The following is a 17,558-nucleotide window of genomic DNA, read 5'->3' on the forward strand; positions in this document are numbered from 1 at the left end:
TACGAAAAAAGACCAATAAAAATTGGTCTTCTTTAGTTAAAATAATTTCTAATTGTGTTAATAGCAGAATCTTTAATAATCAATTTAGTATTCTTTTCAATTTCATCAACATGAATTGCACTTAAATGACCATATTCATAAATCAAAGCTAATTGATTATCAATTAAGTTTAATCGATTTTTGACTTCTTCATACCCGGCATTAATTCCATCTGGTAACAATGAAAATTTAAAAATCACATAATAACTGTTTTGGGCTTTATACAAGCTAGATGTAATTCGCATACCCGGTAATTCTGGCACATTTTCAATACTGTTTATGGCATCGATTACTTTTTCAAAATCTTCAAAATAAACTGGTACGGTTCGTACTAAGTTTTTTTCATCAAATTCATCAATAGGACGATTTTTCTCTTTAATTTCATCAAATTTATTTTTAGTATCTTCGTTCATAAAATTGACATTTGCCTCTGTTAGTTTTGAAACGACATCATTATCTTTACTAATAATCATTTGGAAACCGTCTGACTCAGGCATAATTTGAAATGAGACCAAATCATTATTTTGAAAATCATGGTTATCATCAACTTCTTCTAGAATTGAGTAAAAAAAGTTTTGTACTTTACTTTTATCTTCCATCAGATCTAACAGATTAATATTGCGTTCTTTTAAATCTTGGGATGTTACCCAAACCTTAATCGTATTTTCATTAGATCTTTCGTATTTCATTTAATCCCTCTTAACTTATTTCAATTTTCTCACCAACTGCGGGTAAAATAACTTTTACATTTTTTCCAGCAGCTGCTTCGGTTTCTTGTTTTAATTCATTTAAATTATCTGCTTGTGGTAAATGGCTAATCATTAATTCTTTAACATTGGCATCATTAGCTAAAGTTCCCACTTCTGTTGAAGTCATATGCCAAATTGGACCTGTTTTAGCACTGAAAAAATTAGTATCAGCAATTAATAAATCCGCATGCTTAGAAAAATCAGTTAATCCACTAAAATAACGTGAATCAGCAGTATAAACAATTGTTTTATCAGTCTCTATTTCTCTAATTCGAATGGCAAAGGCAGGAACAGGATGAACAGTTTTGGTAAATGATAATTCAAATGGACCTATTTTACTAGTTTTACCTTCTTCAAATACCATTTTTTTAGTTGAATCTGGCCAATCAAGCTTATCAAAGTTTATACTGTCCAAAGTATGCCCATAAATTGGTAATACAGACGTTTTATAACGTTTTACGTGTAATTGCCAGTAATATTGTAAAACGCCTACATCGGCAATATGATCAGCATGGTAATGGGATAAAACAACTGCATTTAATTGCAATGGATCTAATTGATTTTCAAGTGACATTAACACACCACTCCCACAATCAAGTAGCAAATTAAAATCACCAGATTGAATCAAATATCCACTTGTACCTATGTTCTGATATGGAAATCCACCATAGTATCCTAATACTGTTAATTTCATTAATACACACCTTCTAATACATATTTCTTTTAACTTAGACTACTTTATTCTAAACTTAATGTAAATAAAATGAATGGAGTAACTATTATGATTAAACAAATTTCTGTAACATTTGGTTCTAAAGATATTTTAGATAAAATTGCAGCAAAATATCCGGATCGTAACCTAGCATTATTTTCCCCATCCGATAATGCCACTGGACTACAATTGGTTGACTATTCTGGAAAAGAATCCATTTTTGCCACTCCAGTTGTTTACAACGTTGTCTCACATACTGGAATAGATGATTGGAATCATTACATAGACTATGTAGAAGTAACCCCTGATGCCCAACGTCGCAAAGTATTAAATGCAACTGTCAGCAACTTTATGACTGATATCAAGCATCCAGAAGGAATGTATAGCGCTTATTATATGACATCTGCTGAAAATTCAGATAAAAAAGTATTGTTAACCCTTTGGAAAGACAAATATTCTTTCCTTCAATGGAAAAACAATAATAGTGATAACTTTATGGCTTTTGATAAATTCAAGGATGATTTTTCAGTTAATTACCATAACTCTGGTTATGAACGAGTAGAAAAATAATAAGACAGATATCAGTAAATTATACTGATATCTTTTTTATATTTGAATACAAAAAAAGAGATGAATAAATTCATCTCTCTAATATGCTTTCGGACGGTCCGTACGAGACTCGAACTCGTGATCTCCTGCGTGACAGGCAGGCGTCTTGAACCAACTGGACCAACGGACCAAAATTGCGGGGGCTGGATTTGAACCAACGACCTCCGGGTTATGAGCCCGACGAGCTGCCAGACTGCTCTACCCCGCGATAATATTATTATAAAAATGACCCGCACGGGATTCGAACCCATGTTACTGCCGTGAAAGGGCAGTGTCTTAACCACTTGACCAGCGGGTCATATAAAAAATGGAACTTAACGGAGAAGGAGAGATTCGAACTCTCGCGCCGCTTGCGCGACCTACACCCTTAGCAGGGGCGCCTCTTCAGCCACTTGAGTACTTCTCCAAGAAGTGGGCCTAAGTGGACTCGAACCACCGACCTCACGCTTATCAGGCGTGCGCTCTAAACCAGCTGAGCTATAGGCCCATTTAAAGCGGGTGACGAGAATCGAACTCGCGACAATAGCTTGGAAGGCTATGGTTTTACCACTAAACTACACCCGCATAAAATATGCTATATTTAATTAATGTAACAATGGCGCTGGACAGAATCGAACTGCCGACACACGGAGCTTCAATCCGTTGCTCTACCAACTGAGCTACAGAGCCAAGTTAAAGCGGTCCGTACGAGACTCGAACTCGTGATCTCCTGCGTGACAGGCAGGCGTCTTAAACCGACTGGACCAACGGACCAAAATTGCGGGGGCTGGATTTGAACCAACGACCTCCGGGTTATGAGCCCGACGAGCTGCCAGACTGCTCTACCCCGCGATAATAAAGGAGGATGAGAGATTCGAACTCTCGCGCGATTTGACTCGCCTGACGGTTTTCAAGACCGTTCCCTTCAGCCAGACTTGGGTAATCCTCCATAACAGATACTATTGTATCATGTGAAACAAGTTGTTGCAATAGGTAATTTAAACTTTTTAAAGCTTAATATGGATCTTCTAGGACTCGAACCTAGGACCGGACGGTTATGAGCCGTCAGCTCTAACCAACTGAGCTAAAGATCCAAAAGAACCATGTACCTAATCGCGGTAGAGGGGATCGAACCCCCGACCTCCCGGGTATGAACCGGACGCTCTAGCCAGCTGAGCTACGCCGCGATCTATAGATAAAAGATAAATCAATTACCTAATCGGGAAGACAGGATTCGAACCTGCGACCCCCTGGTCCCAAACCAGGTGCTCTACCAAGCTGAGCTACTTCCCGATGAAAAATGCACCTAGCAGGAGTCGAACCTGCAACCTTCTGATTCGTAGTCAGACACTCTATCCAATTGCGCTATAGGTGCATAAAATATGCCGAGGACCGGGATCGAACCGGTACGGTCATCACTGACCGCAGGATTTTAAGTCCTGTGCGTCTGCCAATTCCGCCACCCCGGCATAGAAGCGGAAGACGGGATTCGAACCCGCGACCTCCAGCATGGCAAGCTGGCGTTCTACCACTGAACTACTTCCGCATAAATGCCGACTAGAGGATTCGAACCTCCGACCCCCTGTTTACAAGACAGGTGCTCTGCCAACTGAGCTAAGTCGGCATATACTATGCCTAAAAAAATATTTAGTTGTAATGAGCCGTGGCAGGTTCGAACTGCCGACCCTCTGATTAAAAGTCAGATGCTCTACCGGCTGAGCTAACGGCTCAATGGAAGATACAGGGATCGAACCTGTGACCCCCTGCTTGTAAGGCAGGTGCTCTCCCAGCTGAGCTAATCTTCCATTGATAGCGTGGCAACGTCCTATCCTTGCAGGGGGCGATCCCCCAACTACTTTTGGCGTGCTGAAGCTTAACTTCTGTGTTCGACATGGGAACAGGTGTATCCTTCAGGCTATCGCCACCACACTAATTTCTGAGAAAAAACTTTGTTCTCTCAAAACTAGATAATATCATATTCTTCCGATTAATTCCACTGTATTTTATAAATACTTGGTTAAGTCCTCGACCGATTAGTATTAGTCCGCTTCACGTATCACTACGCTTCCACTTCTAACCTATCTACCTGATCATCTTTCAGGGGTCTTACTTCCATATAGGAATGGGAAATTTCATCTTGAGGCGAGTTTCACACTTAGATGCTTTCAGCGTTTATCTCATCCATACATAGCTACTCAGCAATGCGCCTGGCGGCGCAACTGATACACCAGCGGTATGTCCATCCCGGTCCTCTCGTACTAGGGACAGCTCCTCTCAAATTTCCTGCGCCCGCGACGGATAGGGACCGAACTGTCTCACGACGTTCTGAACCCAGCTCGCGTACCGCTTTAATGGGCGAACAGCCCAACCCTTGGGACCAACTACAGCCCCAGGATGCGATGAGCCGACATCGAGGTGCCAAACCTCCCCGTCGATGTGAACTCTTGGGGGAGATAAGCCTGTTATCCCCAGGGTAGCTTTTATCCGTTGAGCGATGGCCCTTCCATACGGTACCACCGGATCACTAAGTCCGACTTTCGTCCCTGCTCGACCTGTATGTCTCGCAGTCAAGCTTGCTTTTGCCTTTACACTTTAGGAATGATTTCCAACCATTCTAAGCAAACCTTTGAGCGCCTCCGTTACTATTTAGGAGGCGACCGCCCCAGTCAAACTGCCAACCAGACACTGTCTCCGCGCACGATAAGTGCGCAGGGTTAGAGTGTTCACATAACAAGGGTAGTATCCCACTAACGCCTCCACCGAGACTAGCGTCCCGGCTTCTATGGCTCCTACCTATCCTGTACAAGTTATGTAAACACCCAATATCAAGCTACAGTAAAGCTCCATGGGGTCTTTCCGTCCTGTCGCGGGTAACCTGCTTCTTCACAGGTATCTTAATTTCACCGAGTCTATCGTTGAGACAGTACTCAAATCGTTACGCCTTTCGTGCGGGTCGGAACTTACCCGACAAGGAATTTCGCTACCTTAGGACCGTTATAGTTACGGCCGCCGTTTACTGGGGCTTCATTTCGGTGCTTCGCCGAAGCTAACACTTCCACTTAACCTTCCAGCACCGGGCAGGCGTCAGCCCATATACTTCATCTTACGATTTTGCATAAACCTGTGTTTTTGATAAACAGTCGTTTGAGTCTTTTCACTGCGGCTGACCTTGCGGTCAGCACCCCTTCTTCCGAAGTTACGGGGTCATTTTGCCGAGTTCCTTAACGATAGTTCTCTCGCTCACCTGAGGATACTCTCCTCGACTACCTGTGTCGGTTTGCGGTACGGGTAATTAATTACTAACTAGAAGCTTTTCTCGGCAGTGTGACGTCAGATACTTCTCTACTTAAATTTCGATCCTCATCATTGCTTGTCAACACGCTTGAAAGCATTTGACTCTCAAACTGACTTACAATTTAAACGCACATATCCAACAGTGCGCATATCTTAGCCTACTGCGTCCCTCCGTTGTTCAAACATAATTAACTAGTACAGGAATCTCAACCTGTTATCCATCGCCTACGCTTCTCAGCCTCGGCTTAGGTCCCGACTAACCCTGGGTGGACGAGCCTTCCCCAGGAAACCTTAGTCATACGGTGGATCAGATTCTCACTGATCTTTCGCTACTCATACCGGCATTCTCACTTCTAAGCGCTCCAGTAGTCCTTACGGTCTACCTTCATTGCCCTTAGAACGCTCTCCTATCACGCAACCTAAGTTGCGTCCGCAGTCTCGGTAATATGCTTAGCCCCGGTAAATTTTCGGCGCAGAATCACTCGACTAGTGAGCTATTACGCACTCTTTAAATGGTGGCTGCTTCTGAGCCAACATCCTAGTTGTCTATGCAACTCCACTTCCTTTTCCACTTAGCATATATTTAGGGACCTTAACTGACGGTCTGGGCTGTTCCCCTTTCGACTATGGATCTTATCACTCATAGTCTGACTCCCGGACATAAATCAATGGTATTCGGAGTTTATCTGAACTTAGTAATCCTAGATGGACCCCTTGCTCAAACAGTGGCTCTACCTCCATAATTCTTATTCCGAGGCTAGCCCTAAAGCTATTTCGGAGAGAACCAGCTATCTCCAAGTTCGTTTGGAATTTCACCGCTACCCACACCTCATCCCAGCACTTTTCAACGTACACGGGTTCGGACCTCCGGTGCGTATTACCGCACTTTCATCCTGGACATGGGTAGATCACCTGGTTTCGGGTCTACGGCAACATACTAAGACGCCCTATTAAGACTCGCTTTCGCTACGGCTCCGCTTTTTCGGCTTAACCTTGCATGCAACTGTAACTCGCCGGTTCATTCTACAAAAGGCACGCCATCATCCATTAACGGACTCTGACTGCTTGTAGGCACATGGTTGCAGGAACTATTTCACTCCCCTTCCGGGGTGCTTTTCACCTTTCCCTCACGGTACTGGTTCACTATCGGTCACTAGGTAGTATTTAGCCTTGGGAGATGGTCCTCCCAGATTCCGACGACGTTTCACGTGTGTCGCCGTACTCAGGATCCTGAACTGAGGGTATTTGATTTCGCTTACGAGGCTATCACTCTCTTTGGCTTAGCTTCCCAGCTAATTCAACTATCAAATACTTTTGTAACTCAAATGTTCAGTCCTACAACCCCGAACCACAAGGGTTCGGTTTGGGCTATTCCCTGTTCGCTCGCCGCTACTTAGGGAATCGAAATTTCTTTATATTCCTGAGGGTACTTAGATGTTTCAGTTCCCCTCGTCTGCCTTTGCATAGCTATGTATTCACTATGCAATGACCAGCCATTACACTGGTCGAGTTTCCTCATTCGGAAATCTCCGGATCAAAGCTTACGTACAGCTCCCCGAAGCTTATCGCAGTTAGTTGCGTCCTTCATCGGCTCCTAGTACCAAGGCATTCACCATGCGCCCTTATTAACTTAACCTATAATCCTACGGATTATAAATTATATTGAGTTTTAGCGATTAAAACTAATTAAAAAACTCAAAAATAACACAATGGTTATTTCTCGGTTCAATTATATAAAAATATAATTATTACAGAAAATAATATTATCTAGTTTTCAAAGAACAAAATCAATGACACTAATGTGTCAATGGAGAATAGCGGGATCGAACCGCTGACCCCCTGCTTGCAAAGCAGGTGCTCTCCCAGCTGAGCTAATTCCCCATAATATTCAAAACCGACTTTTCGGTATGGGCCTAAGTGGACTCGAACCACCGACCTCACGCTTATCAGGCGTGCGCTCTAAACCAGCTGAGCTATAGGCCCAAAAAGCGAATACTATGAATATTTAATTAAGAGAGTAGAAACTCTCAAAACTGAATAAGATTTTGATTAATGTAAGGTTCCGAATTATTCCTTAGAAAGGAGGTGATCCAGCCGCAGGTTCTCCTACGGCTACCTTGTTACGACTTCACCCTAATCATCTGTCCCACCTTAGGCGGCGGACTCCTAAAAGGTTATCCAACCGACTTTGGGTGTTACAAACTCTCATGGTGTGACGGGCGGTGTGTACAAGACCCGGGAACGTATTCACCGTGGCATGCTGATCCACGATTACTAGCGATTCCAACTTCATGCAGTCGAGTTGCAGACTGCAATCCGAACTGAGAACGACTTTAAGAGATTAGCTTGACCTCGCGGTTTCGCAACTCGTTGTATCGCCCATTGTAGCACGTGTGTAGCCCAGGACATAAGGGGCATGATGATTTGACGTCGTCCCCACCTTCCTCCGGTTTATCACCGGCAGTCTCTCTAGAGTGCCCAACTTAATGCTGGCAACTAAAGACAAGGGTTGCGCTCGTTGCGGGACTTAACCCAACATCTCACGACACGAGCTGACGACAACCATGCACCACCTGTCATTCTGTCCCCGAAGGGAACGTCTAATCTCTTAGATTGGCAGAAGATGTCAAGTCCTGGTAAGGTTCTTCGCGTAGCATCGAATTAAACCACATGCTCCACCGCTTGTGCGGGTCCCCGTCAATTCCTTTGAGTTTCAACCTTGCGGTCGTACTCCCCAGGCGGAATGCTTAATGCGTTAGCTGCGGCACTGAGAGGCGGAAACCTCCCAACACCTAGCATTCATCGTTTACGGCATGGACTACCAGGGTATCTAATCCTGTTTGCTACCCATGCTTTCGAGCCTCAGCGTCAGTTACAGACCAGATAGCCGCCTTCGCCACTGGTGTTCCTTCATATATCTACGCATTTCACCGCTACACATGAAGTTCCACTATCCTTTTCTGCACTCAAGTTTATCAGTTTCCGATGCACTTCTCCGGTTAAGCCGAAGGCTTTCACATCAGACTTAATAAACCGCCTGCGCTCCCTTTACGCCCAATAAATCCGGACAACGTTTGCCACCTACGTATTACCGCGGCTGCTGGCACGTAGTTAGCCGTGACTTTCTGGTTAGATACCGTCACGCTGTGAGCAGTTACTCTCACAGCCGTTCTTCTCTAACAACAGAGTTTTACGAGCCGAAACCCTTCTTCACTCACGCGGCGTTGCTCCATCAGACTTTCGTCCATTGTGGAAGATTCCCTACTGCTGCCTCCCGTAGGAGTATGGGCCGTGTCTCAGTCCCATTGTGGCAGATTACCCTCTCAGGTCTGCTACGTATCATCGCCTTGGTGAGCTATTATCTCACCAACTAGCTAATACGCCGCGGGTCCATCCAGAAGCACTAGCACAAAGGCCAGCTTTCAAACAAGAACCATGCGGTTCTTGTTGTTATACGGTATTAGCATCTGTTTCCAGGTGTTATCCCCTTCTTCTGGGCAGGTTACCCACGTGTTACTCACCAGTTCGCCACTCAGTCGGATCTAAAATCAAATCGATGCAAGCATCTCATTTCAATTAGGCGACTTCGTTCGACTTGCATGTATTAGGCACGCCGCCAACGTTCGTCCTGAGCCAGGATCAAACTCTCATTTTAGAATGAGAACTTTACTAGCTCTTATTTATTACTTTTTCGCAAATTGACATTGCAATTGTTTAATTTCTAAACTAAGTTTAAAAATTATCCTTACACTTTATTGTAATCAAAATCTTGTTCAGTTTTCAAAGATCTACTTTCAAGAGTCAAACAACTTTCATCATTTGACGACTTAATCATTGTATAACGTTTAGAATTCCTTGTCAACAAAAACTTTTAAAGTCTTTGTCGGAGAAGACTCAACCGCCTCAACAACAGATATAATCTTACCAAGTAGATCCGGATTCGTCAACAACTTTTTTAAGAAAAATAAAAAAAGATGCCAAATTGGCATCTTTTTCGTTTATTTAAGCTCTGGAGCATCAGTTTTAAAGTCGTCAACCGTTGATTTCCCGCCGTTTTGGCTAATCAAATCAGTCTTTTTCTTTTTATCCTCAGCTTTTAGTTGTTTTAATGCAGCTTTTTTATTGTAATTAATTGATTTCTTTTTAATATCTTTATAATTCTTCATGTGATGGAAGCGTAATAAGTCTCCATATACGACTTTATCAGAGTTCTCTAAAGAATCATCAACATAAGCTTGAATTTGGTTAATACGGTCCTTTTCGGCCCCTGCAGGATGGATTTCTTTACCAGTAGCTGTATCGTAAACAGTTCCCCCTACCTTAGTATATTGCTTAGATACAAAATCTCCATTACGGAATGGAACAATTTGTTGATTTTGGCTACTTAATAAGTCGTGACCAAATTGAATCATATTATTATTCTTAACTCCTAATAAATGAAGCAACGTTGGTAAGACATCAATTTCACCACCATAAGTATGATCAACATGTCCATCAAGGTTGGCACCATTAATCATAAATGGTACTTTTTGGAATTGGGCTAAATCATATTTATTTACGCTCTTCTTACCTAACAGTTTAGCAATTGCGGGTCTATGGTTATTAGAAATTCCATAATGATCACCATACAATACAACAACACTGTTCTTAGCCAATCCACTCTTTTGAAGGTAGTCTTCAAATTCTCCAAATGATTGATCAAGGTAATGGGCTGTTTGTACATATGGATCAACCGTTGGATCTCCAGTAGTAGTTGCTGGGAAATCGGTATTTTGTTTATCTAACTCATATGGGTAATGGTTAGTTAAGGTAATTAACTTAGCATAGAATGGTTGTGGTAATTGTTGAATATATGGAATAGCTTGTTTGAAGAAAATCTTATCCTTCATACCATAACCAACATTGTAATTAGGTTGAGTCTTGTAGTATTGATCACTGAAGAAATAATCATATCCCCATGACTTGTACGTATTGTTTCGGTTCCAGAAAGTTGGAACGTCTCCATGGAATGCTGCACTGGTATATCCATCTTCTTCATCCAAAATAGATGGAGCTGCTTGGAATGTATTTTGCGCACCGTAACTTACCATCGCTGATCCTTGTGGTAGACCATACAATGAATTTTCCAACATCATTTCAGCATCAGAAGTTTTACCTTGAGCTACTTGATGATAGAAATTATCAAACGCAATTGTATGTTGATTATGGTAGAACTTGTTAATGTTAGGAGTTACTTCTTTCCCATCAACTTTATAATCAATTAAGAATTGTTGGAAACTTTCTAGATGAATAATGAAAACATTCTTTCCCTTTTCTTTACCGAAGTATTGAACATTGGGACTAACTTGATTCTTATTGATAAACTTCTCAACGCTCTTCAAATCTGAAGGTTTAGCGTTGGCACGAGTAGCGCTTTCTTGTTGATATTGATGGATATTGAATGCAGCATATTCATTCAATCCTAAATACTTAACAATATAGTTATTGTCAAAAGTTCTTGTTAGTAATCCTGAACGATCTGCATTGGCCATACTATATTCAGCAAACATCAATACAAGTGAAAGTACAGTAATACTCAATGCATAAATTTTCTTGAATGGTTTTTTATCAATTTTGATTACTTTAAATAGCAATAGCAAAATTAAAATTACAATATCTGCATAGGCAATAAAATCACCAGGACGTAGAATTTGGGCTAAACTTTTTCCTAAGTTATTTTGAACATCACCAGTTCCTTTAATAATTCCCATTGAAAGGAAATCAGAAAATTCACGATAGTACAAAATATTAGCAAATAACCAGGTTGATTGTAGGAAATCAATGATTAACATCAACCAGTATGATAATTTACCCCTAAAGTACAAAGCAATTCCAAAAAGTAATAATGCTGATGGAATCGGATTTACCGCTAATAGAAAGTTTTGCACTCCTCCGGATACCCCGAGTGTGAAATCAGTACGATAAGCGATATAGGTTTTAAGACAGAACAATACCACAACTAATAGAAAGAAACCTAAAGTTGTATTAAAAACATTGCGAATGCGCTTTAAGACATTAGACATTCCCTTTTCCTCCAAATGATGTAACTTATTTTTTATTTTTACTTGGTTTTTCTAGCAATGCGAGTAATCCTAATACGATTCCAACATAATAAGTTAAAATACGCCATAAGATCATTGCGACTGCGAGCTTACTGCTACTATGCATGTAACTCTTAAAGAGCATTTCGAAGCTATACTCTGCCCCACCGGCACCACCGGGAATTGGAAACATCGATATTACTAAGAAAATTAAAATGTTCAAGCTAGTAACCATAATAATATTTGCTGTATTGCATCCTAACGAACGCATTACAAAATACGGAATCATATAGTAGAAAAGCAATTGGAAAAAAGTCAAAATAAAGACTTTAACTAATAACTTCCACTGATGACCGATTTTAACACTTTCAGCGTAAAATGAATCTATTTTTTCGTTAAGAATCACAGACCACGTATGGTACTTTTCATCACTAACAAACCACTTTAATGGTTTAATCATGATGTTGATTACTTTTTTCGTAAATTTATGCCAGTACATAATCATCAATAACCCAACAATTACGACTAAATGAATCAAAAATCCAAAAAGCACAAACCACGCCAATGCATGCACCTTATCGATTAAAAATTCAAATCCAATGATTAAACTAATCACAAAATTAAGAACAATCATAACTTGGTAAACCACGAATTTCATTAATAGTGCAGATGTTGCCTTTCCAGCATCGACACCGGACTGCATCAGCACCAATAGCTGGGCTGGCTGTCCACCAGATGAAAATGGGGTAATTCCATTGAATAGTTGTTCGACCAGCGGCACCCGAATCGCATCATGAAAAGTAAATCGGGGATTGCTATTGTGGACCAACAAATATGTAATCACAGTTTCAAAAAATAAATACGAAATGATACATCCGCCGGCCACTAAGAGCCACCAAGGATTAATTTTCGTAATATCATGAATCAAAACTGAGAATTCAATATCTCGAACTGCATACCAAGAAATAAGTAATCCAATTGCAATGACTAGCAATAGAGAGAGCTTATTTTTTTTCGACATGAATTTGTCCCTTCTCACGGCCAATCTTAGCTTGTTCAGTATAGAACTTATACCAAATCTCAGCTAAATGATCCTCTGAATAATAGGCAGATGCCTCATTCGATTTTTCTGCATACTTTTGCAAAAGTTCTGGATCTTGAGCCAATTTTTTGAGAACTATATCCATTTCTGGTTCATCCTCAGCAGGTACGTAATACCCACCAATGATTTTTTTGTATAAATCAAGATCACGAAGAACTACCGGAATACCACAAGAAAATGCTTCTAACACTGACATGGGAAACAGTTCATTAAATGATGGGAGCAAGAAAACATCCGCCATATCATAATAATCAACTAATTTATTTCGATCAACAATGCCTGGGAAACTTAAATTTGCTGGTGGATTATCCACTAGTTTCTTAAGTTGCTCATATCCAGCTGTCATTGCTCCAAACGAAAAGCCACCGACCCAAATAAATTGAAAATTAGGATTTTGCCGGGCTAACTTAGCAAAGTCTAATACTCCTTTACGGGTTTGGACCTGTCCAGTGCAAACAATCGTAAATTTATGTTCAGCATAGTTATATTTTTTTCTTAATGTACATTTTTGTGCAGGAGTTACCGTATGAAATTCATTTTTGCTAACAAAGTTAGGAATATAAGTAATCTGGTCTTTATTTATCCCATACTTTTCTAATTTGGGAATAAAAGTAGGATTAACTACCACAATTTCATCCATTCTTCTATAAAAGGCAATTACATATTTATAAAAAAGTTGGCGAAATGGAGTTGGAATATTCAAACTCTCATCCAGGGTTTCTGGTAAAAAGTGAACATATCCAATTTTGCGTCCTCTTTTTTTCGAAAAAGTCGATAAATAGAAAGTAGGATTAATCGTATGATAGTGACTTAAATCAGTTTGGTTATATTGGTTAATTTCAATATCTAATTGCTTTGGAAACTTTTCTTTTAGCAATCTGACTAATTCTGTATAGGCACTTCCTACGCCTTGTCCTTTAACCTTATCGGCAGTAGAGAACATATCAATTTTTAACATCATTTACCCCTCATCATCATCTTCATCAAACGACGTTGTATCATAGTTGTTTAATGCATCATCGTAAAAATCTAGAATTCGATCCACAAAATAAACCGCTGAAATATCATGGAGTTTTTGTTTTCGCAATTCTTCATTATTAGGATATTGATCAGGATGTTCAAGATACATTACTACATCATCTATAAATTCATTTTCTGAATTAAAGGTCATTCCTAATGATTTGTCATTAACTAATCCATCCGTATATGGACTGGTTGCCACTACTACCTTTGTTCCAGCAGCCATGGCCTCAATGTACGTTAATCCTTGTGATTCTGACTCAGACGTTGAAACAAAGACATTTGCCATCCGATAGTACTGATTAACATCATCATTATCAATTTCACCAGTAAAAATTACTGAATCTGATAAATTTAAATCTTTTACTTGTTGATGTAGATCATCTTCAGCCGGTCCTTGCCCCACAATCACTAATTTAGTAGTTGGAACCTTTGCTAAAATTCTCGGAAATGCATCAATTAATTCAGAAATATTCTTTTCATAAGCTAACCGACTAACTGACAACATCACAGGAGCTGTTTCTGAGATACCAAGTTCTTTACGTAAATCTTTATCACTCTGTTCTTCATAATGGGCTACATTAATTCCAGTTGGAATAATTCGAATTGGACTTTTAACCCCATACCCAGTTAATTTATCAAGAACCCGTTTACTAGGTGCCACAATTCCATTTAAATGGTGGCAAAAGTAAAGTGTTCCTTCTTTAACGTGGATTGGTTTTAGCAAATGACCGTTAGCCACATAATGAAGATAATCTTCGTACATTGTGTGATAGGTATGAATACAAGGAATATTCAAATTTTTGGCTACGAATTTGCCAATCATTCCCATCGAAAATTCAGTTTGAGTATGAACAATATCCAAATTTAATTTCTTTGCAATTTGAGTTGCTTGGAAAAGGCCTCGCACAGCAATTCGGCGTTCGGTAAATGATATAAACGGAATGCTAGAAAAACGATAAATATCATCTTCCTTAGTGGCTTTGGCATTTGGATCAGTGGTCGTAAAAATATAAACATTATTACCACGTCGTTCTAACTCATCTTTGAGGGTCTTGATTGAGGTAGCTACCCCACTAACTTGGGGAAAGTATGTATCTGTAAATAATCCAATATTCAAGTTAATATTCATCCTTTCAATTTGAGCTAAACAAGTGTAATTATATGGGTTTAAAAATCACTTTGCAAATTATGAAGATAAAGAAAAAGAGCTGCCGAGGCAACTCTTTTTAAACTTCAAAGATTAATCGATTAAACCTTCATCTTTCATGGTTTGTGCAATAGCATCAAGTGCTTCTTTTGCATCATCACCTTCAGCAGTAATAGTAATTACTGCATTTTGACCAACTCCGAGTGACATAACACCCATAATTGACTTAAGGTTAACAGTTTTGTCTTCGTATTCTAATGTAATGTTTGCGTTAAATTTACTTGCAGTTTGAACTAAAAAAGTAGCAGGACGAGCGTGAATACCGGTTTCTGCTGTGATTTTGAATTGACGTTTTTCCATAATAAACGCACTCCTTTTATTGACCATATTTATACTTTAAGATTACCAATAACTTATTTAAAATACAAGTTTTTGCGACTTGTAATTTGTGATTTTAAGAATTAATTATCATTATCGTAATGATAAACCACAATTCCCTTATCACCAGCGGTTCCAATAATTCGTTTACGGGTCTCATAATCCATAAACGCCTGTTGGAAAATGAAAAATTCATCTGGTGTGATCGTAAGTTCACTGATTTTACCATCACGAAGTTGATTTAATAACTCCGTATAATCTGATTTTTTTTTATCCAAAAAAGACCTCCAGTTGAAAACGTTTTCTTCTTAATTCTACCATATATTACTAAATTTTATTTACCAGTCGCTTTACTTGAAACCAGATAATTTGAGAGTATACTTAATCTCGAATAGTCAATAAAGGTCAAACAAAACTATGAGGAGGTTTTGCAGATGGATGGACAACAAGGAGCTTATGGATTCGGAAACTTAGATGATCTATTGCGCTCAATGCAAACTGGTAATATGAGTGGTACTAAAACTCCAAATAATAATGGAAAAAATAACAGTATTATTGCTCAATACGGAACTGATTTAACTAAACTTGCACGCCAAGGTAAACTTGATCCCATGATTGGTCGAGAAAAACAAACCGCTCGTGCAATTGAAGTTTTAAATCGCCGTTCTAAAAACAATCCAGTTCTAATCGGTGAAGCTGGGGTTGGTAAAACAGCCATTGTGGAAGGATTAGCACAAAAGATTGCTGATGGAACTGTCCCTCAAAAATTACGTAATAAAAAAATTATTCAAATTGATATGGTTTCAATGATTCAAGGTACTGGTATTCGTGGACAATTTGAAAAGAAGATGCAAGAACTTATCAAAGAAGTTAAAGCTGATAAGAATCTCATCCTTTTCATTGATGAAATTCATGAAATTATGGGTGCCGGTAATTCTGAAGGTGGACTAGATGCAGGAAACGTTTTAAAACCTGCCCTTGCCCGTGGTGATTTCCAACTTATTGGATCAACTACCCTTAAAGAATATCGTGATATTGAAAAAGATTCTGCTTTAGCACGTCGTTTCCAACCAATTATGGTTGAAGAACCCTCTACTGAACAAGCTACTAAGATTTTAAAGGGTCTTCAAAAAAATTATGAAGATTACCACATGGTGCATTACACTGATGATGCGCTTGCAGCAGCGGTAAATCTTTCAAATCGTTATATCAATGATCGTTTCTTACCTGATAAGGCCATTGATTTAATGGATGAAACCGGATCACGTAAGAATTTAACTTTAAATATTATTGATCCTAAAACCATTGATAAGGAAATTGCGGATGCTGAGAAGCAAAAGGAATCTGCTTTAAATAAAGAAGATTACGAAACTGCTGCTTACTACCGTGATCGTGAAAAACAACTTGATCGACAACGGGCTAACTTATCCCAAGAAAAGACCAAAAATAACACTGTTACGGTTAAAGATATGCAACAAGTTGTGGAAGAAATTACTAGTATTCCAGTTGCTAACCTAGAAGATCAAGAAAAGAATCAGCTCAAAAACCTTAACACTAACCTTGAAAAACATGTGATTGGTCAAGATAAGGCCGTTGATAAGGTGGCAAAGGCCATTCAACGTAATCGAGTTGGTTTTAACAAATCAGGACGTCCAATTGGATCATTCCTATTTGTTGGCCCTACTGGAGTTGGTAAAACTGAACTTGCAAAACAACTAGCTGAACAACTCTTCGGTTCAAAAGATTCTATTATTCGTTTCGATATGTCAGAATATCGTGAACCCCAATCAATTGCAAAATTAATTGGAGCTGCTCCTGGTTACGTTGGTTATGATGAAGCTGGCCAATTAACTGAAAAAGTTCGTCGTCACCCATACAGTCTAATTTTGCTAGATGAAGTAGAAAAAGCACATCCCGATGTGCTTCATGCTTTCTTGCAAGTGTTAGATGATGGTCGTCTAACTGATTCACAAGGTCGCACAGTGTCATTCAAGGATACTGTAATCATCATGACTAGTAACGCCGGTGCAAACACTGGTGCAAACGTTGGATTTGGAGCTGAGGCCAGTGGAAGTACCCGTTCAGTATTGGGGAAACTTGGTGCTTACTTTAAACCTGAATTTTTAAATCGTTTTGATGATATTATCGAATTTAATTCACTAGATAAAGCTGAACTTCATCAAATTGTCGGACTTATGTTAGACGATATGAATAAGACTTTAGCTGATAATGACTTAAGTGTTAAAGTTGCTGATGATGTTACTGATCGATTAGTTGAATTGGGATATAACCCTGCTATGGGAGCACGTCCATTGCGTCGTGTCATCCAAGAACAACTTGAAGATCAAATTGCTGGTTATCTTTTAGATAATCCTAAAGTTAAACATTTGAATGCTACTTTAGATAAAGATAAAAACATTAAAATTAGCGCAAAATAATTAAAGAG

General features: G+C 39.5%; 10 protein-coding genes, 21 tRNA genes and 3 rRNA genes. 2 read left to right on the top strand and 32 right to left on the bottom strand.

The genetic code is table 11. The annotated features are described in order from the left end of the window. Positions 1-32: 32 nt before the first annotated feature. Positions 33-728, bottom strand: coding sequence for an adaptor protein MecA (locus ACQW5G_RS01430; RefSeq protein WP_429971333.1), 696 nt, complete (start codon positions 726-728; stop codon positions 33-35). A gap of 10 nt (positions 729-738) precedes the next feature. Continuing rightward, positions 739-1,482 (bottom strand): MBL fold metallo-hydrolase, encoded by a 744-nt coding sequence (locus ACQW5G_RS01435; RefSeq protein WP_429971334.1) that lies wholly within the window; start codon positions 1,480-1,482, stop codon positions 739-741. A gap of 87 nt (positions 1,483-1,569) precedes the next feature. Here ACQW5G_RS01435 and ACQW5G_RS01440 point away from each other — a divergent pair, with 87 nt between their 5' ends. Further along, on the top strand, positions 1,570-2,070 hold the full coding sequence (locus ACQW5G_RS01440; protein WP_429971335.1) for a hypothetical protein: 501 nt from the start codon (positions 1,570-1,572) through the stop codon (positions 2,068-2,070). Positions 2,071-2,164: 94 nt separating this feature from the next. Here ACQW5G_RS01440 and ACQW5G_RS01445 read toward each other — a convergent pair. The 30 genes from ACQW5G_RS01445 to ACQW5G_RS01590 all read right to left on the bottom strand — a co-directional run bounded on the left by ACQW5G_RS01445 (position 2,165) and on the right by ACQW5G_RS01590 (position 15,390). Then, positions 2,165-2,239, bottom strand: a tRNA-Asp gene (locus ACQW5G_RS01445). 4 nt (positions 2,240-2,243) lie between these two features. Further along, positions 2,244-2,317 (bottom strand) — tRNA-Met (locus tag ACQW5G_RS01450). An 18-nt stretch (positions 2,318-2,335) separates the two neighbouring features. Further along, positions 2,336-2,407: transfer RNA gene (locus tag ACQW5G_RS01455), tRNA-Glu, on the bottom strand. A gap of 20 nt (positions 2,408-2,427) precedes the next feature. Then, positions 2,428-2,515 (bottom strand) — tRNA-Ser (locus tag ACQW5G_RS01460). Between the two features lie 6 nt (positions 2,516-2,521). Further along, positions 2,522-2,596, bottom strand: a tRNA-Ile gene (locus tag ACQW5G_RS01465). A 6-nt stretch (positions 2,597-2,602) separates the two neighbouring features. Further along, positions 2,603-2,673 (bottom strand) — tRNA-Gly (locus ACQW5G_RS01470). Positions 2,674-2,705: 32 nt separating this feature from the next. Continuing rightward, positions 2,706-2,778, bottom strand: a tRNA-Phe gene (locus tag ACQW5G_RS01475). A gap of 9 nt (positions 2,779-2,787) precedes the next feature. Continuing rightward, positions 2,788-2,862 (bottom strand) — tRNA-Asp (locus ACQW5G_RS01480). 4 nt (positions 2,863-2,866) lie between these two features. Then, positions 2,867-2,940 (bottom strand) — tRNA-Met (locus tag ACQW5G_RS01485). Between the two features lie 7 nt (positions 2,941-2,947). Beyond that, positions 2,948-3,037, bottom strand: a tRNA-Ser gene (locus ACQW5G_RS01490). 71 nt (positions 3,038-3,108) lie between these two features. Beyond that, a tRNA-Ile gene (locus tag ACQW5G_RS01495) sits at positions 3,109-3,182 on the bottom strand. Between the two features lie 19 nt (positions 3,183-3,201). Further along, positions 3,202-3,275 (bottom strand) — tRNA-Met (locus tag ACQW5G_RS01500). A 32-nt stretch (positions 3,276-3,307) separates the two neighbouring features. After that, positions 3,308-3,381 (bottom strand) — tRNA-Pro (locus tag ACQW5G_RS01505). Positions 3,382-3,389: 8 nt separating this feature from the next. Beyond that, positions 3,390-3,463, bottom strand: a tRNA-Arg gene (locus tag ACQW5G_RS01510). Positions 3,464-3,471: 8 nt separating this feature from the next. Next, positions 3,472-3,557 (bottom strand) — tRNA-Leu (locus ACQW5G_RS01515). Positions 3,558-3,562: 5 nt separating this feature from the next. Continuing rightward, positions 3,563-3,634, bottom strand: a tRNA-Gly gene (locus tag ACQW5G_RS01520). Positions 3,635-3,639: 5 nt separating this feature from the next. Next, positions 3,640-3,712 (bottom strand) — tRNA-Thr (locus ACQW5G_RS01525). 33 nt (positions 3,713-3,745) lie between these two features. Continuing rightward, positions 3,746-3,818, bottom strand: a tRNA-Lys gene (locus ACQW5G_RS01530). A 2-nt stretch (positions 3,819-3,820) separates the two neighbouring features. Beyond that, a tRNA-Val gene (locus ACQW5G_RS01535) sits at positions 3,821-3,893 on the bottom strand. Positions 3,894-3,900: 7 nt separating this feature from the next. Next, positions 3,901-4,017 (bottom strand): 5S ribosomal RNA (rrf, locus tag ACQW5G_RS01540). A gap of 84 nt (positions 4,018-4,101) precedes the next feature. Continuing rightward, a 23S ribosomal RNA gene (locus tag ACQW5G_RS01545) occupies positions 4,102-7,018 on the bottom strand. A gap of 172 nt (positions 7,019-7,190) precedes the next feature. Further along, a tRNA-Ala gene (locus ACQW5G_RS01550) sits at positions 7,191-7,263 on the bottom strand. Positions 7,264-7,290: 27 nt separating this feature from the next. Then, positions 7,291-7,365: transfer RNA gene (locus ACQW5G_RS01555), tRNA-Ile, on the bottom strand. 95 nt (positions 7,366-7,460) lie between these two features. Then, positions 7,461-9,037: ribosomal RNA gene (locus ACQW5G_RS01560) — 16S ribosomal RNA — on the bottom strand. The 16S, 23S and 5S rRNA genes sit together here with 21 tRNA genes alongside, the layout of an rRNA operon. A gap of 343 nt (positions 9,038-9,380) precedes the next feature. Further along, positions 9,381-11,444, bottom strand: a complete 2,064-nt coding sequence (locus ACQW5G_RS01565; RefSeq protein WP_429971336.1) for an LTA synthase family protein — start codon at positions 11,442-11,444, stop codon at positions 9,381-9,383. Positions 11,445-11,469: 25 nt separating this feature from the next. After that, positions 11,470-12,483 (bottom strand): lysylphosphatidylglycerol synthase transmembrane domain-containing protein, encoded by a 1,014-nt coding sequence (locus ACQW5G_RS01570; RefSeq protein ID WP_429971337.1) that lies wholly within the window; start codon positions 12,481-12,483, stop codon positions 11,470-11,472. Next, positions 12,467-13,522 carry a glycosyltransferase family 4 protein gene (locus ACQW5G_RS01575; protein WP_429971861.1) on the bottom strand — a complete coding sequence of 352 codons (1,056 nt, stop codon included), beginning with the start codon at positions 13,520-13,522 and terminating at the stop codon, positions 12,467-12,469. The genes ACQW5G_RS01570 and ACQW5G_RS01575 overlap by 17 nt, the downstream gene beginning before the upstream one ends. A 3-nt stretch (positions 13,523-13,525) precedes the next feature. Then, a complete protein-coding gene (locus ACQW5G_RS01580; protein WP_429971338.1) occupies positions 13,526-14,704 on the bottom strand; it encodes a glycosyltransferase family 4 protein in 1,179 nt (392 codons plus the stop codon). A 123-nt stretch (positions 14,705-14,827) separates the two neighbouring features. After that, positions 14,828-15,094: a phosphocarrier protein HPr gene (locus ACQW5G_RS01585; RefSeq protein WP_395319107.1), complete on the bottom strand. Its 267-nt coding sequence runs from the start codon at positions 15,092-15,094 to the stop codon at positions 14,828-14,830. Between the two features lie 101 nt (positions 15,095-15,195). Then, positions 15,196-15,390 (bottom strand): hypothetical protein, encoded by a 195-nt coding sequence (locus ACQW5G_RS01590; RefSeq protein WP_429971339.1) that lies wholly within the window; start codon positions 15,388-15,390, stop codon positions 15,196-15,198. 156 nt (positions 15,391-15,546) lie between these two features. Here ACQW5G_RS01590 and ACQW5G_RS01595 point away from each other — a divergent pair, with 156 nt between their 5' ends. Beyond that, positions 15,547-17,550: an ATP-dependent Clp protease ATP-binding subunit gene (locus tag ACQW5G_RS01595; protein ID WP_429971340.1), complete on the top strand. Its 2,004-nt coding sequence runs from the start codon at positions 15,547-15,549 to the stop codon at positions 17,548-17,550. Positions 17,551-17,558: the final 8 nt, after the last annotated feature.

It is taken from the genome of Fructilactobacillus sp. Tb1, from assembly GCF_050500285.1.
Classification (GTDB): domain Bacteria; phylum Bacillota; class Bacilli; order Lactobacillales; family Lactobacillaceae; genus Fructilactobacillus.

What these genes read in the sequence shown, in the direction of transcription:
- ACQW5G_RS01430 (WP_429971333.1), bottom strand. Translation starts at nt 728, where the DNA reads ATGAAATACGAAAGATCTAATGAAAATACGATTAAGGTTTGGGTAACA.
- ACQW5G_RS01435 (WP_429971334.1), bottom strand. Translation starts at nt 1,482, where the DNA reads ATGAAATTAACAGTATTAGGATACTATGGTGGATTTCCATATCAGAAC.
- ACQW5G_RS01440 (WP_429971335.1), top strand. Translation starts at nt 1,570, where the DNA reads ATGATTAAACAAATTTCTGTAACATTTGGTTCTAAAGATATTTTAGAT.
- ACQW5G_RS01565 (WP_429971336.1), bottom strand. Translation starts at nt 11,444, where the DNA reads ATGTCTAATGTCTTAAAGCGCATTCGCAATGTTTTTAATACAACTTTA.
- ACQW5G_RS01570 (WP_429971337.1), bottom strand. Translation starts at nt 12,483, where the DNA reads ATGTCGAAAAAAAATAAGCTCTCTCTATTGCTAGTCATTGCAATTGGA.
- ACQW5G_RS01575 (WP_429971861.1), bottom strand. Translation starts at nt 13,522, where the DNA reads ATGTTAAAAATTGATATGTTCTCTACTGCCGATAAGGTTAAAGGACAA.
- ACQW5G_RS01585 (WP_395319107.1), bottom strand. Translation starts at nt 15,094, where the DNA reads ATGGAAAAACGTCAATTCAAAATCACAGCAGAAACCGGTATTCACGCT.
- ACQW5G_RS01595 (WP_429971340.1), top strand. Translation starts at nt 15,547, where the DNA reads ATGGATGGACAACAAGGAGCTTATGGATTCGGAAACTTAGATGATCTA.